General features: G+C 73.4%; 14 protein-coding genes. 3 read left to right on the forward strand and 11 right to left on the reverse strand.

All coding sequences use genetic code 11. The annotated features are described in order from the left end of the window. Window positions 1–2: 2 nt before the first annotated feature. Entirely contained in the window at window positions 3–1535 is a 1533-nt protein-coding gene (locus AB0C17_RS10330; protein ID WP_357478034.1) for an FAD-binding oxidoreductase, read from the reverse strand. Between the two features lie 100 nt (window positions 1536–1635). On the opposite strand from AB0C17_RS10330, the gene AB0C17_RS10335 reads away from it, so the two are divergent. Together AB0C17_RS10335 and AB0C17_RS10340 are read left to right on the forward strand one after the other, a co-directional pair. Next, on the forward strand, window positions 1636–3729 hold the full coding sequence (locus AB0C17_RS10335) for a S9 family peptidase (RefSeq protein ID WP_357386787.1): 2094 nt from the start codon (window positions 1636–1638) through the stop codon (window positions 3727–3729). Between the two features lie 15 nt (window positions 3730–3744). Next, a complete protein-coding gene (locus AB0C17_RS10340) occupies window positions 3745–3888 on the forward strand; it encodes a hypothetical protein (RefSeq protein ID WP_167796966.1) in 144 nt (47 codons plus the stop codon). Between the two features lie 4 nt (window positions 3889–3892). Here AB0C17_RS10340 and AB0C17_RS10345 read toward each other — a convergent pair whose 3' ends face one another. The 4 genes from AB0C17_RS10345 to AB0C17_RS10360 form a co-directional block, all read right to left on the reverse strand. Next, the gene (locus tag AB0C17_RS10345; protein WP_357468265.1) at window positions 3893–5404 is read right to left on the reverse strand and encodes an FtsX-like permease family protein; all 1512 of its coding nucleotides are present in this window, start codon (window positions 5402–5404) and stop codon (window positions 3893–3895) included. Further along, window positions 5401–6102, reverse strand: coding sequence for an ABC transporter ATP-binding protein (locus tag AB0C17_RS10350; protein ID WP_357386782.1), 702 nt, complete (start codon window positions 6100–6102; stop codon window positions 5401–5403). Before AB0C17_RS10350 ends, AB0C17_RS10345 begins: the two co-directional genes overlap by 4 nt. Beyond that, entirely contained in the window at window positions 6099–6635 is a 537-nt protein-coding gene (locus AB0C17_RS10355) for a PadR family transcriptional regulator (protein ID WP_357386780.1), read from the reverse strand. The genes AB0C17_RS10350 and AB0C17_RS10355 overlap by 4 nt, the downstream gene beginning before the upstream one ends. Window positions 6636–6705: 70 nt before the next feature. Then, on the reverse strand, window positions 6706–7272 hold the full coding sequence (locus AB0C17_RS10360) for a TIGR03086 family metal-binding protein (RefSeq protein WP_357386778.1): 567 nt from the start codon (window positions 7270–7272) through the stop codon (window positions 6706–6708). A gap of 31 nt (window positions 7273–7303) precedes the next feature. Here AB0C17_RS10360 and AB0C17_RS10365 point away from each other — a divergent pair, with 31 nt between their 5' ends. After that, window positions 7304–8092, forward strand: a complete 789-nt coding sequence (locus AB0C17_RS10365; protein WP_357468268.1) for an AraC family transcriptional regulator — start codon at window positions 7304–7306, stop codon at window positions 8090–8092. Between the two features lie 199 nt (window positions 8093–8291). Here AB0C17_RS10365 and AB0C17_RS10370 read toward each other — a convergent pair whose 3' ends face one another. Genes AB0C17_RS10370 through AB0C17_RS10395 form a run of 6 tightly spaced genes read right to left on the reverse strand, consistent with a single transcriptional unit; the run spans window position 8292 to window position 13872 of the window. Further along, window positions 8292–9830 carry a SpoIIE family protein phosphatase gene (locus AB0C17_RS10370; RefSeq protein ID WP_357386774.1) on the reverse strand — a complete coding sequence of 513 codons (1539 nt, stop codon included), beginning with the start codon at window positions 9828–9830 and terminating at the stop codon, window positions 8292–8294. A gap of 2 nt (window positions 9831–9832) precedes the next feature. After that, window positions 9833–11179: a sensor histidine kinase gene (locus tag AB0C17_RS10375; protein ID WP_357386772.1), complete on the reverse strand. Its 1347-nt coding sequence runs from the start codon at window positions 11177–11179 to the stop codon at window positions 9833–9835. Beyond that, complete coding sequence (locus AB0C17_RS10380; RefSeq protein WP_357386770.1) at window positions 11176–12189, reverse strand: SpoIIE family protein phosphatase; 1014 nt, start codon at window positions 12187–12189, stop codon at window positions 11176–11178. The genes AB0C17_RS10375 and AB0C17_RS10380 overlap by 4 nt, the downstream gene beginning before the upstream one ends. Further along, complete coding sequence (locus AB0C17_RS10385) at window positions 12186–12605, reverse strand: ATP-binding protein (protein WP_357386768.1); 420 nt, start codon at window positions 12603–12605, stop codon at window positions 12186–12188. The genes AB0C17_RS10380 and AB0C17_RS10385 overlap by 4 nt, the downstream gene beginning before the upstream one ends. After that, a complete protein-coding gene (locus AB0C17_RS10390) occupies window positions 12602–13012 on the reverse strand; it encodes an STAS domain-containing protein (RefSeq protein ID WP_357386766.1) in 411 nt (136 codons plus the stop codon). Before AB0C17_RS10390 ends, AB0C17_RS10385 begins: the two co-directional genes overlap by 4 nt. Beyond that, the gene (locus AB0C17_RS10395) at window positions 13012–13872 is read right to left on the reverse strand and encodes an STAS domain-containing protein (RefSeq protein ID WP_357386764.1); all 861 of its coding nucleotides are present in this window, start codon (window positions 13870–13872) and stop codon (window positions 13012–13014) included. The genes AB0C17_RS10390 and AB0C17_RS10395 overlap by 1 nt, the downstream gene beginning before the upstream one ends. Between the last annotated feature and the right edge of the window lie 99 nt (window positions 13873–13971).

A 13971-nucleotide genomic window follows, 5' to 3' on the forward strand; every position in this document is an offset into this window, starting at 1 on the left:
GGTCAGAGGCCGCCGGGTAGGCGGCCGGGGGCCAGTCGGCGGTGCGGGTCCAGGTGGGCCTTGGCGCTGCGCAGTCGCGGCAACGCGGGCAACTCGCCCCAGAGGTCGACGCCACGGCGTACCGCCGCGGGCGCGGCCACCACCACGCACCGGCCCCGCCGGGCGATCAGCACACTGCGGACCGCGGTGAGGATCGAGGCGACCCGGTCGGGTGGCAGCGCGCCGGACAGGGCGGCGTGCACGGTGCCCGAGCCGGCCGAGCCGCGTACCGGCACCGGGGCGCCGGTGGCGTCGCGCAACGCGTAGACGGCGGCGTGCAGGTCGTTTATCGGCACCTCGATACGCAGCGCCGTGTCGCCTGGCGCGAAGGGGTAGCGCCCCCACCATTCCGGCGCGTGGTGACTGACAATCGTCTCGGGGCCGAGGATCGCGGTGAGGCGCTCGGCCCGTTCGGTCACGTCGGCCGGGCCGCCCTCCAGCAGCACCACCAGGCTGCCCGCCGCCGGGCGGCCGGTCACCGCGGGATGGTCGGGGCGGTTGACCACCGACGGGTGCGTGGCCGGAATCCGTCGCCGGGGCAGCGGCACCGGCACCGGCAGGTCCAGCTCCACGGCGGCCGGGTCGACGCCGGCGGCGAGGACGGCCTGCACCAGGTCGTGCACCTCCAGCGGCGTCCAGACCGGGCGGGACACCCAGAGCCGGCCGGCCGGTACGGCGTGCACCCGCATGGTGGCCGAGACGAGCACGCCGAACCCGCCCTGCGAGCCGCAGAGCAGCCGGGCCACGTCCAGCCCGGGCACCTCGCCCCGGCCGAGGATCGCATCGCCGCCACCACGAACCGGATCGTCGCCGAACACACCACCGGCGGAACCGCTGTCACCGGCGGGACCGCTGTCACCGGCGGAACCGCCAGCGCCCGCCGGACCGCGTCCGCCCGCCCGGCCACCGCCACGGCCGGGGGCGGCTCGGCGGAGGGCCGCCGTGCCGGACTCGCCGACGCTCACCAGCTCGCCGTCGGCGTCGAGGTAGCGCACGCCGACGAGCTGGGCACACGGGCTGCCGTGCCGGTGCCGCAGCGGGCCGGTCTCGTCGGCGGCGAGCACACCGCCGAGCGTCGCGCCGGGCGAGGGCGCGTCGACCGGCAACCGCTGGTTGGTGCGCGCGAGCGTGGCCTGGACCGCGCGCAGCGGCGTACCGGCGCCGATCTCGGCCACCGCCGCGTCGCGCGACTCGTGCCAGACCCCGGCGAGGCGGCCGGTGTCGAGCATGATGTCCACCTGCGCCGGTGCGGCGCCCCAGTCGATCTTCGTGCCGGCGCCGCGGGGCACCACGGTCAGGTCGTACGCGGCGGCCAGCCGCAACACCTCCGCGGCGGCGTGCGGGCCGCCCGGCACGGCCACCCACCGGGCGGTACGGCCGGCCACCTCGTCGGCCGGGCCGGCGAAGCGGGCGAACGGGTCGCCGCAGATCGCGGCCAGCTTCCGGGTGATGTCGAGGGCTCCGAGTCGGTCGGTGGAACGTGCCGCATCCGCCATGGCGGCTATCGTACACATGTTCGAAAGACCTGGCGGCGAGTCGCGGGATTCGGTCGGCGGGCGACCCCGGCGGCCGCCCGGCGCCCGGTAACGTGGCGCCGTGACCGAAACCCCACCGCCCGTCGCCAAGCGCGTCCCCACCGAGCGCGTCCATCACGGTGACACAGTCCTCGACGAGTACGCCTGGCTCGCCACCAAGGACGACCCGGACACGATCGCGTACCTGGACGCGGAGAACGCGTACACCGAGGCGCGCACCGCCCACCTGGCCGGGCTGCGCGCTGAGCTGTTCGAGGAGACGCGCCGGCGCACCCAGGAGACCGACCTGTCGGTGCCGACCCGCAAGGACGGCCACTGGTACTACACCCGCACGGTCGAGGGTCAGCAGTACGGCGTGCAGTGCCGGCGCGCGGTCCGGCCCGGCGAGACCGCGCCCCCGGTCAGCGCGGACGGCGCCCCGCTCGACGGTGAGGAGGTGCTGCTCGACGGCAACCAGCTCGCCGAGGGGCACGACTTCTTCTCCCTCGGCGCGTTCGACGTCAGCCCGGACGGCCGCTGGCTGGCCTACTCCACCGACTTCTCCGGCGACGAACGCTTCACGCTGCGGATCAAGGATCTGACCACCGGCGAGTCGCTGCCGGACGAGGTGCCGGACACGTTCTACGGCACCGCCTGGTCGAGCGACGCGTCCACGCTGTTCTACGTGACAGTGGACGACGCGTGGCGGCCGAACCGGGTCTGGCGGCACACCGTCGGCACGTCGTCCAGCGAGGACGTGGTGGTGTACCAGGAGGACGACGAGCGGTTCTGGGTCGGCGTCGAGCTGACCCGCTCGGAGCGCTTCGTGGTGATCGACATCCACAGCAAGGTCACCAGCGAGGTCCGGGTGATCCCGGCGGCCAACCCGACCGGTGAGCCCGCCGTCGTCGCGCCACGGCGTCAGGGCATCGAGTACGCGGTGGAGCACCACGGCCACCGCTTCCTGATCCTGCACAACGACGGCGCTGAGGACTTCGCGCTCGCTTACACCTCGGCGGACGCGCCGGGCGAGTGGACGCCGCTGATCCCGCACACGCCCGGCACCCGGCTGGAGGCCGTCGACGCGTTCGAGGACCACCTCGTCGTGTCGCTGCGCGCAAACGGGCTGACCGGCCTGCGGGTGCTGCCGGTGGGCAGCGACGACAGCTGGGACATCGACTTCCCCGAGCCGATCTACAGCGTGGGGCTGGACGCGAACCCGGAGTACCGCACGAACGAGGTGCGGCTGCGTTACACGTCGCTCGTCACCCCCGACTCGGTCTACGACTACGACCTGGTGACCCGCGAGCTGACGTTGCGCCGGCAGAAGCCGGTCCTTCCCGGGCCGGACGGGCGGCCGTACGACCCGGCCGACTACGAGCAGCACCGGGACTGGGCACTCGCCGAGGACGGCACCCGGGTGCCGATCTCGCTGGTCTGCCGCCGGGGCACGCCGCGCGACGGCTCGGCCCCCGCTGTCATCTACGGCTACGGGTCGTACGAGGCGAGCATGGACCCGTGGTTCTCGATCGCCCGGCTGAGCCTGCTCGACCGCGGCGTGATCTTCGCGGTGGCGCACATCCGGGGCGGCGGTGAGCTGGGCCGGCGCTGGTACGACGAGGGCAAGCTGCTGGCCAAGAAGAACACGTTCACCGACTTCGTGGCCTGCGCCCGGCACCTGGTCGAGGCGGGCTGGACGGCGAGCGACCGGCTGGTCGCCCGGGGCGCGTCGGCCGGCGGCCTGCTGATGGGCGCGGTGGCGAACCTCGCGCCGGACGCGTTCGCCGGGATCGTCGCGCAGGTGCCGTTCGTGGACGCGCTCACCTCGATCCTCGACCCGTCGCTGCCGTTGACGGTCACCGAGTGGGAGGAGTGGGGCAACCCGCTCGACGACCCCGAGGTCTACGCGTACATGAAGTCCTACACGCCGTACGAGAACGTGACCGCCGCCGACTACCCGGCTGTCCTGGCGGTGACCAGCCTCAACGACACCCGCGTGCTCTACCACGAGCCGGCCAAGTGGATCGCCCGGCTGCGCGCGCTCGCGCCGTCCGGCGACTACCTGCTCAAGACCGAGATGGGCGCGGGCCACGGCGGCCCGAGCGGCCGGTACGACTCCTGGCGCGAGGAGGCGTTCGTCAACGCCTGGATCCTCGACCGCGTCGGCCGGGCCTGACCCGTACCCGATCGGATGAGCGACGAGGAGCAGCCGGCGGCGCGACGCGCGCCCGCCTGGCTGCTCCTCGTGGTGGTCGCCGCCGCGCTCGTGGTGTGCTGCTGTTCGACTGTCATCGGGCTGGCCGTCGCCGGCTCCGCCGGCCTGCTCGGCCGCTGACCGGTCAGGTGCTGCGCAGTTCCTCGACCGAGGTCGCGGCGCGCAGGAACAGCAGGCCGGCCACGACCGTGCACAGCACCGCCGCCAACCCGCTCGCCGCGAGCCAGGCCAGATGATCCCACGGTACGTCCGGCGGGACCGTCGTCTTCGGCACCCACTCGACGCGGATGTACGGCGCGGCGGTGGCCGGATCGCCGCACAGATCCGCACCGGCGTCGCAGAAGGTTCGCGCGAAGCCACCGTTCCTCGGCGCCGGCATGACGCCCCGGACCAGCAGGTAGCCGACGGTCAACGCGAGCCCGATCGCGGGTACGGCGGGGGCGAGCGCGGCCCAGAGCAGTGCCCGGCCGATGGTGGCTCGTGGCACGCCGGTCGCCACCTGCGCCGCGTACGCCCGTCGCCGGCTGGTGATGCCCTCGACCACCGCCACGAGCAGCCCACCGCCGGCGATCGCCATCGCCACCACGACCGCGAGGTCGACCAGGTCCATCGCGCCGAGGTAGAAGCCCGGGTCGGCCATTCCGGAACCGGTGCGGCGGGTCACCTCGGCCTGGGCCTGGAAGTCGGCACGCATCGCCGCGGCACCGGCGCCGAAGATCAGCGCGGCGAGCAGGGCGGCGAAGGTGCGGCTGCCGGCCCACGGGTCGGCGACCAGCCGGCGGGCGGCGAGCAGGGCGGCCGGGCCGCGTCCGTGCCGGTGCAGCAGCCGGCCGGTGTGGTACGAGATCCAGCCGGTGCCGGACACGACACCGATCGTCGCGGTCAGCCCGCCGACGACGAGCAACGTCGGCACCTGCCAGTCGGGTGCCACGGCGCCACGCCGCTCGTACCAGAGCAGGAGCGGGCGGATCGCGGCGAACATGGCCAGCGCGGCGAGGATGAGCACGCCCGGCCACGGCCAGGGCGCCCGGGTGCGGACCTTGCGCACGACGCCGAACGGGGTGGTGGTGACCCGCCGCAGCAGCAACGCGCTCACCAGCGCGGCGGCCAGCGGCAGGCCGAGCACGACGGCGGCCACCGCCATCGGCGCCGGGTGCACGTCGGTGGGCAGCGGCAGCCGCCCGTCCGCGTCGGGCCGGTGCAGCAGCCCGCGCCCGGCCAGGAAGACGGCTAGGCCGACGAGGGTGCCGATCAGACTCGCCACGCCGGTCTCGGCGACCGCGACCCGGGTGACCTGCCCGGGGGTGGCACCGGCCAGCCGGAGCGCGGCCAGCCGCCGGTCCCGGCCCGGCGCGCCGAGGCGGGCACACTGTCCGGCCAGGCCGAGGACCGGCACGCAGAGCAGCAGCAACGCGAACGCGACGCCGGGACGGAGGCCGGGTTCCCGCAGCAGGGCGTTCGTGTACTGGTCGGACTGCGTCCAGGCGTCGCCGGGCGGCTTCACCACCGACAGCACTGTCAGCGCGGCCAGCCCGGCCAGCGTCGCGAGCGCGGCGCTCAGCGCGGTGAGCACCACCCGGGCGACGTCGGTGCGGGTGCCGGCCAGCGCGAGCCGCAGCAGCGTGCCCGGTCTCACCGTGACCCACCCGGCAGCGCCGGGTCGAGCCCGAGCCCGGTGTGGTCGACCATGCCGTCGCGCAGGCTGACCTCCCGGTCCGCGTACGCGGCGATGCGCGGCTCGTGGGTCACCAGCACGACAGTGGTGCGCTGCTCGCGGGCCAGCCGGACGAGCTGGGTGAGCACCTGCTCGCCGGCCAGCGTGTCGAGCGCGCCGGTCGGCTCGTCAGCGAAGATCACCCGTGGTTCGGTGACGAGCGCCCGGGACAGCGCGCAGCGCTGCTGCTGCCCGCCGGACATCTCACCCGGCCGGGCGTCGGCGACGTCGGCCACCCCGAGCCGGTCCAGCCAGGAGAGCGCCGCGGTCCGCGCCGCTCGCCGCCCCGTGCCGGCGAGCAACAGCGGAAGCGCGACGTTCTCCGCGGCGGTCAGCTCGGCGACGAGCTGACCGAACTGGAACAGCACCCCGAATTCGGTACGGCGCAGCCGCGAGCGCGCCGCCTCCGACCACGTGTCGATCCGTTCTCCGCGCCAGGTGACCTGACCGGCGTCGGGGCGCAGGATGCCGGCGAGGCAGTGCAGCAGCGTGGACTTGCCACAGCCGCTCGGGCCGGTGACCGCGACGATCTCGCCTTCGGCCACGTCGAGCGTCACACCGCGCAGCGCGGGGGTGTGACCGTAGGCGCGGACCACTCCGCGCGCTTGCAGGAACGTCACGAGCGCACCTCCCGGTGCCAGTCGGCGACCCGGTCCAGGGTGGTGTGCAGCCACCGGAGATCGGCGTCGAGGTGGGCGATGGCGAAGTCGGCGGCGACCACCTCGTCGAGGCGGACGCCGGGGGTCGTCTTCAGCGCGGTCAGTTCGCGCAGGCGTTGCGTGTGCGCCTGCCGCTGGGCGATCAGGTAGGTGCGGGCCTGGCCGACGTCGGCCACCAGGAGCGCGACCACCACCTTGGCGAAGAGCGTGCTGGCCACGTACGGCATCGGCGGCTCGACGGTGCCGAGCCAGTGGTCCAGCGCCGCCCGCCCGTCGTCGGTGAGCGCGTAGGCGGTCCGGTCCGGACCGCCGTCCCGCTCCTGGCCGGTCGGCACGACCAGGCCGTCCCGGTGCAGGCGGGCCAGCGTGGCGTAGACCTGCCCGAAGGCGAGCGGCCGGGCCCGGGGCAGCCGCTCGTCGTGCGCACGCTTCAGCTCGTAGCCGTGGCGTGGCCCGGCGGCGAGCAGCCCGAGCAGGACGTGCTGAGTGGACACTCCCTTACTATTCGCTGAGTGAATAGCACTGTCAAGAACGGCCCGCGCGGGACAACGCGGGCCGTTCGGTTCAGCGGGCCCAGGCCGGGTCGCGGCCGGTCCGGCCGAGCAGCGCGTCCATGCCGTCCGGTGCCGCGCCGGTGGGCACCGGCGGGCCGAACGCGCCCATCTTCTGTCCCATGTCGCCCATCCGGTCCATGAACTCGTGCCCCGCCGCCACCACGGCCGGGTCCACTGCCAGTTCCTGGCCGGTGGCCCGGGCGAGGTCCCATCCGTGGACGGCGAGGTCGATCAGGGCCATCAAGCCGACCGTCTCCTGCGGCAGCCCCATCCCGGGCGAGACGCCATCCTGCGCGGCCGGGTCGGACCACGCCTCGGTCAGCCGGTCCGTCTCGGCAGCGAACCGCTCCCGCCAGCCGCCGGTCAGATGGTCGGCCTTGCCGGACCAGTCGACCTCCTCCCGGCGGGCCAGCGTCTGGAAGTTGACCACCACGTCGAACAGGTGGCCGAGCAGGTCGCGCACCGTGTAGCCGGGGCAGGGCGTGGGCAGACCCAGCTGGTCGTCGGAGATGCCGCGTACCACCGCCACCGTACGCGGCGCCGCGACGGCGAGCAGCTCACTAGTCTTCGTGCTCATAGGGGCAGCGTATGAGGGCGGTCTTGAAGAAATGCGACACGAACCGCGACGCGACAACCGGGGCATCCTCGATCCGGACCGGCTGCGCCGGCGGGTACGGTTCCGACGCCGGCTGCCCGCCCCGGCGCTGCGCCTGTGGGTCGAGCACTACTGGCTGATCGACTGGGACCTGGACGAGCCGTTCGAGCAACGGGTGGTGCCGCACCCGGCCGTGAACGTGGTGTTCCAGGCGCAGGAGGGCGCGCCCGAACAGGGCGAGATCGCCGGCGTCGACACCGGCCTGTTCGCCGTCACGCTGCACGGCGCCGGCCGGGTCTCCGGCGTCCAGTTCCGCCCGGGCGGTTTCCGGCCGTTCTGGCGGCGCCCGGTCGCCGAGTTGACCGGCCGGCGCGTACCGATCCCGGACGGGCCGGTCTGCCCGGGCACCGACGACGAGCGCTGCGCGAAACTGGACGCCCTGCTGACCTCGTGGTCGCCGGTCGCTGATCCGCTCGCCGCCGAGGCCACCGCCCTGGTCGAGGAGATCCGCGCCGACCGGACCGTGCTACGGGTCGCCGACTTCGCCCGGCGGCACGCCGTCTCCACCCGCCGGCTCCAGCGCCTCTTCCTGGACCACGTCGGCGTCGGTCCGAAGTGGGTGATCCGCCGCTACCGGCTCCAGGAGGCGATCGAACAGGCCGCCGCCGGGCCGCTCGACTGGTCGCGGGTCGCCGCCGATCTGGGGTACGCCGACCAGGCCCACCTGGTCCGCGAGTTCACCGCCGTCACCGGGGTCTCCCCCGCCGCGTACGCCCGCTCGCTGGCCGCCCTGCGCCAGTGAGGCGCGGTCCTCAGCCCGACCGCCGCGGTCTCCCGGTCTCCCGGACTTGCTCTGCACCCCCCGGCGCGCCGCTCTGCTCCCGCCCACGACCACCCGCCGCGCACCCATCAAGCAACCGGAGAGATCTTGGTACGAAAGTGCCCCCATAGGGGCCATTCCGTACCAAGATCTCGCAGTTGCCGATGGGCGCGGAACACGGTCAGCGGCGGCGGACCGCCACCACCGCCACGTCGTCCTGGATCTCCGGCGGCGCCAGCTCAACCAGCAGTCGCTGGCAGAACTCGTCCAGGTTGTCGTCGACCCGGGTGGCGGCCACGCCGAGCGCCGCCATGCCGTCGTCGATGGTGGCGTCCCGCCGTTCGATCAGCCCGTCGGTGTAGAGCACCAGCGTGGCCCCGGCGGGAAGCACGAACTCCAGATCCGGCGGGCGCTTCGCGCGCACCCCGAGCAGCGGCGCGGACTGCGCCACGAACTCGACCCGGCCGTCGCGGCTCAGCAACGCCGGCAGGTGCCCGGCGCTCGCCAGCCGGACCAGCCCCGTCGGCGGGTGGAGCAGCAGCACGCAGATGGTGGCCAGCTCGTTCGGCAGCAGGGTTCGCATCAGCTCGTTGACCCGGTCCAGGATCACCCCGGGCTGATGGCCCTCGACCGCGTACGCCCGCACCGCGTGTCGCAACTCGGCCATCACGGTTGCGGCGTGCAGCGAGTGCCCGGCCACGTCGCCGATCGCCACCAGGAGATGCCCGTCGAGCATCACCAGCTCGTAGAAGTCGCCGCCCACCTCGGTCTGCGCGCTCGCCGGCTCGTACCGGACGGCCAGGTCCAGGCCCACGACGTCGGGCAGCCGCTGCGGCAGCAGGCTGCGCTGCAACGTCACAGCGATCCGGTGCTCCTCGTCGAAGGACCGTTGCGCCTCCACCGCCGAGGCGACCGCCTGGGCGAGCTGCACCAGCACCGGCGTACGGACGGTCTGGGTGGCGGTCGGCACCACCACGTAGAGCGGGGCGCGGTCCTCCCGCAGCCGGGAGGCGGCAACCGTCACCGTGTCACCGTCCGGCCAGTCCGCCACCGCCCAGTTGGCCGGCTCGTCGACCCGCACCCGGGTGCCGATCGGCACGCCGGTGTCGTCCACCACCCACGGCACGATCCGGGCCGGCGTGTGCGGGTCGTCCGCCACCCCGGCCAGGCAGTCCCCGTCGAACGTCTCGGCGACCACCGCGGCCGGGGCCTTGAAGATCCGCGCCGCGCCGCTCGCGGCGGCCTCCAGCAGCCGGACGAAGTTCGGCGTCGCGTGCATCTCCACTGTGGCGTCGGCGAGCGCGGCCAGCCGTTCGGCGAGCTGCTCGGCACGCAGCCGGGCCTGGTAGTAGCGCAGCACCGCGTGGGCGGTGGCGACCAGTTCCTCCGGCTCGATCGGCTCGGCCAGGTAGGCGTCCGCGCCCCGGGTGAGACCCTGCGCCCGGTCCACCACGTCGACCGCGTGGGCGGAGACGTGGATGACCGGGATGTACGGGTACTCGTCCTTGATCCGCTCGCACACCTCGAAGCCGCTCATGTCGGGCAGCCGCACGTCGAGCACCACGAGGTCGATGTGTTCCCGGCCCACCCGCTCCAGCGCCGCCGTGCCGTTCTCCGCCTCGACGGTGACGAATCCGGCCCGGGTCAACCAGTTGACCAGCAGGTATCGCTTGGGGCCGCTGTCATCGACCACAAGCACGGTCACCGGCCCGCCGTCCACCGTCACGCTCCGCCCGCGGGGAGGACCACTGTGAACCTGCTGCCCCGGCCGGGTTCGCTGGTGAGCTCCAGCGTCCCGCCGAGCAGCGTGATCAGCCGGCGCGCGTACGGCAGGCCGAGCCCGGTGCCACCGACCCGGGTCGTGCCGGGCACCTGGTAGAACTCCTCGAAGACCCGTTCGTGCAGCTCCGGCGGGATGCCCACACCGGTGTCGGTGACCGAGAGCGTCCACTGGTCGCCCTGACGTTCGGCCCGCAGGCGCACCTCGCCGCGCTCGGTGAACTTCAGCCCGTTGTGCAGCAGGTTGCGCAGCACCTGGGCGAGCAGCACCTCGTCCGAGCGCAGCGTCGCCTGAGCCGGCGGTTCCTCCACCACCAGCTCCACCTCGGGGCGCGCGGCCAGCGCCCGCAGCGTGCCGCGCAACTGCCCGAACACCGCGCGCAGATCGACGTCGGACCAGTCCGGCTCGATCCGGCCCGACTCCGCCTTGGCCAGGTCGAGCAGCTCGTTGACCAGCCCCAGCAGGTCGCCCGCCGAGGATCGGATCAGCCCCACCTGACGGGCCTGTTCGCCGGTGAGCGGGTCGGAGGCGGAGTCGGCGAGCAGCCGGGCCAGGCCGATGATCGCGGTGACCGGGGCGCGCAGCTCGTGGCTGACGTTCGCCAGGAAGCGGCTCTTCGACTCGCTGGCGGACCGCAGTTGGGCGGACTTCTCGTCCAGCTCGGCGTAGAGCGCCACCACGCCGCGGTTGGTCTCCTCCAGCTCCTCGGTGAGCTGGTTGTAGAGCGCCATCACACCACGGTTGGTCTCCTGAAGCTCGGAGTTGAGCACCGCCAGCTCGTCGCGCTGGCTGCGCACCTCGTCGAGGGCGGTGATGAGCTGCGCGTTCTGGGCGGCCAACTCGTCAAGCGCGGAACCCGGCGCCCGCTCGGCCAGCTCGGCGCGCAGCTCGGCGGCGCGCTCCACCGTCAGCTCCTCGCTGTTGTCGGGCACTCGTCGGGACATCCTCACGACCGTATCGCCATCGACAGCCACCACCCGCAACGTGTCCACCAGTCGCGCGACGGCGCCGGACTGCGGCTCGTACCGCCCGCCGGGGAGCGGACGCAGCGGCGACAGGTCCACCTGGAGGACCCGGCGGCCGACGGCGTCGCGGTCGAGGGCGAACGTGACGTCCGCGCCGTCGACACCGTGCAGCAGCTCCCGGGCCACCTCGCTCAGCGCGGTGGCGATCCGTACCTGGTCCTGGTGTTCCAGCCCGACCGCCGCGGCCACCTCCCGGCCGCGCTGCCGGACCAGGAAGATGTCCTGCTCCACCCGGAGCGCGAGGTGCAGGAGGGGTTCGGTCATGCCGCCCCCCGGGCCACCAGGACGCAGGCGTCGTCGCGTCGGACACCGGCGTCACGCAGCAGAGTCGCGGCGGCCAGCAGCGGGTTGCGGCCGGCGAGCCCGGGATAGTCGTCCAGATCCCAGCGATCCACCACCCCGTCACTGTGCATGACCAGGGTGGCGTCGCGCGAGAAGGGGTAGTCGTATCCCCGGATCGCCGGACGCTGGTGCCCGGCGATGCCCGGCAGCGAGACCAGCCCGCGCCGTCGCTCGCCCGGCGCGACGATCATCGCGGCGATGTTGCCCAGCCCGGCGTAGCGGAGGATCCCGGCGGCCGGATCCGGTTCGGCCACGGCGAGCGCGGCGCCCCGGGTGTGCGAGATGGTGGCGTGCAGGTGGCGCACCACGACGTCCGGCGGCCCGTCCGGCGCCGAACGGAACGCGGACACGGCCGCGCCGGTCGCGGCGGCGGCGAGCGGCCCGTGTCCCAGTCCGTCGGAGACCAGCACCTGCCGCCGGCCGTCCAGCTGGCGGACCGCGTACCCGTCGCCGCTGGTCTGCTCGCCGGTGATCGGCCGGGCCAGCCCGGCGGCCCAGTCCGGCTCGGGCGGCGCGTCGTCCCAGACCTGGACGACCAGGACGGTGCCCCGGCCCGGCGACGAGTAGCCGTCGAACCGGCTCGACTGCCGGGTGATCGCGCCGAGACCGATGCCGAGCGTGCCAGCTGTGGAGTGGCCGTCGACGGAGGAGAGCGTGAGGTCGGCCATGCCGGGGCCGGAGTCGATGGCCACCAGTTCCACCCCGGCCCGCTCGCCCCGGCGGGCCGGACGCATCAGGAGCGTGCCCTCGCGGGCGTGCTTGACCAGGTTGCTGGTGATCTCGGCGGTGACGATGGCCAGGTCCGCGACGCGCGGCGCGCTCAGTTCGAGCTGCCGGCCGAGGCGTTCGGCCGCCCGGCGTACGCTGCCGGCTGTCGCGCCGGTGTCGACCCGGAACCAGATGCCGTGGTCAGGTACCACGTCGGAGATCATCGCGACCACTTGGTGACGGTGATCCGCGTCCCCTCGCCGACAGCCGTCCGGATGTCGAAGTCGTCGACGAGCCGGCGGGCGCCGCTCAGCCCCAGGCCGAGCCCGCCGCCTGTGGTGTAGCCGTCGGTGAGCGCCAGGTCGAGGTCGGGGATGCCCGGTCCCTCGTCGGCGAAGACGATCCGTACGCCGCGCCGCCGACCGTCGGACACGGTGCTCACCTCGGCGCTGCCCCCACCGCCGTAGATCAGCGTGTTGCGGGCCAGCTCGCTGGCGGCGGTGACGAGCTTCGTCTGGTCGACCAGGGAGAGCCGGGTCGCGACGGCTGTGGTACGCACCAACTGCCGGACCCGCACCACGTCCTCGTCGCTGCGGATCGCCTGCGTCGCCGGCACACCCAGGTCGACGCCCACGGTCATGCCGTCGCCGTCGTCTCGGTGTCCTCGTCGTCGGCCGCCTCGTCCCACTCGTCGGGACGGCTGGCCGCGATCAGCTCCATGCCGCGCTCGACGTTCAGCGCGGTACGGATGCCGTTGAGCGACAGCCCCAGCTCGACGAGCGTGATGGCGACGGCCGGACGCATGCCGACCACCACCGTCTCGGCGTCCAGCACCTTCGAGATGGACGCGATGGTCGACAGCATCCGGCCGACGAAGGAGTCGACGATGTCCAGCGCCGTGATGTCGATGATCACGCCGTGGCAGCCGGTGGCGACGATCCGCTCGGCCAGGTCCTCCTGCAGCTGGATCGCCGTCTGGTCGGACATGTCGACCTGGATGGAGACCAGCAGGATGTCGCCGATCTTGAGGATCGGCACCCGTTCCATCAGGACTCCCGGCGCGGGCGGCGGGCGGTGGTCTCGACCCCGGTCAGGCGCAGCACGTGGCGCAGCGCGTCGGCGAGGCTCGCCTTGGTGGCGATGTCACCGAACTCGATGCCGAGGGCCACGATCGTCTGGGCGATCTGCGGGCGGATGCCGGAGATGATGCAGTCGGCGCCCATCAGCCGGGCGGCCACCACGGTCTTGAGGATGTGCTGGGCGACCTGAGTGTCGACCGCCGGCACGCCGGTGATGTCGATGATCGCGTAGGGCGAGCCGGTGTCGACCAGCGTCTGGAGCAGTCGCTCCATCACGACCTGGGCGCGGGCCGAGTCCAGCGTCCCGACCAGCGGGACGGCGACCACGCCCTCCCAGAGCTTGACCACCGGGGTGGACAGCTCCAGCAGTTGCTCCGCCTGGTCGGCGATCAGGCTCTCGCGGGCCCGGACGAACGTCTCGAACGTGAACAGCCCCATCTGGTCGACCAGCGCGGAGAAGGCGACGAAGTCGCGCAGGGCGTCGGTGCCCTTCTCGTCCTCCAGCACCTCCAGCAGGGTGTCCTTGAGCGCGAACACGCTGATCGCGGTCTCGGTCGCGGAGAACCCCTGCCGGGCCCGGTTTGTGGACAGCTCGGACAGCACCGCCCGCAGCTCACCGCCGTACTCGTCGGCCAGGTCGGAGACACCGTGCTGACCGGCCTCGACCAGCGCCCGGTGCAGTTCCTGGACCTGCCGGGCCAGCTCGGCCCGGCTCAGGCGACCGCGCAGCGAACTCGCGACGATCTCCGTCCAGCGGTTGGTCAGCCGATCCGCGTGCTGACTGAGCAGGTGGGCGAGCCGACCACCCTGTTCGGCGCTCATCGCCATGCTGACCTCCCTGATTTGGACGGGCGGACTCTATCACCGGAGCCTGACGCGCTACTTGTCGCAGAGCAAAGAATGATCGGCCGCACCTGTGACCGCTCC

This window comes from Micromonospora sp. NPDC048887 (assembly GCF_040649715.1).
Classification (GTDB): domain Bacteria; phylum Actinomycetota; class Actinomycetes; order Mycobacteriales; family Micromonosporaceae; genus Micromonospora.

What these genes read in the sequence shown, in the direction of transcription:
- AB0C17_RS10330 (WP_357478034.1), bottom strand. Translation starts at nt 1,535, where the DNA reads ATGGCGGATGCGGCACGTTCCACCGACCGACTCGGAGCCCTCGACATC.
- AB0C17_RS10340 (WP_167796966.1), top strand. Translation starts at nt 3,745, where the DNA reads ATGAGCGACGAGGAGCAGCCGGCGGCGCGACGCGCGCCCGCCTGGCTG.
- AB0C17_RS10360 (WP_357386778.1), bottom strand. Translation starts at nt 7,272, where the DNA reads ATGAGCACGAAGACTAGTGAGCTGCTCGCCGTCGCGGCGCCGCGTACG.
- AB0C17_RS10365 (WP_357468268.1), top strand. Translation starts at nt 7,304, where the DNA reads ATGCGACACGAACCGCGACGCGACAACCGGGGCATCCTCGATCCGGAC.
- AB0C17_RS10375 (WP_357386772.1), bottom strand. Translation starts at nt 11,179, where the DNA reads ATGACCGAACCCCTCCTGCACCTCGCGCTCCGGGTGGAGCAGGACATC.
- AB0C17_RS10380 (WP_357386770.1), bottom strand. Translation starts at nt 12,189, where the DNA reads ATGATCTCCGACGTGGTACCTGACCACGGCATCTGGTTCCGGGTCGAC.
- AB0C17_RS10385 (WP_357386768.1), bottom strand. Translation starts at nt 12,605, where the DNA reads ATGACCGTGGGCGTCGACCTGGGTGTGCCGGCGACGCAGGCGATCCGC.
- AB0C17_RS10390 (WP_357386766.1), bottom strand. Translation starts at nt 13,012, where the DNA reads ATGGAACGGGTGCCGATCCTCAAGATCGGCGACATCCTGCTGGTCTCC.
- AB0C17_RS10395 (WP_357386764.1), bottom strand. Translation starts at nt 13,872, where the DNA reads ATGGCGATGAGCGCCGAACAGGGTGGTCGGCTCGCCCACCTGCTCAGT.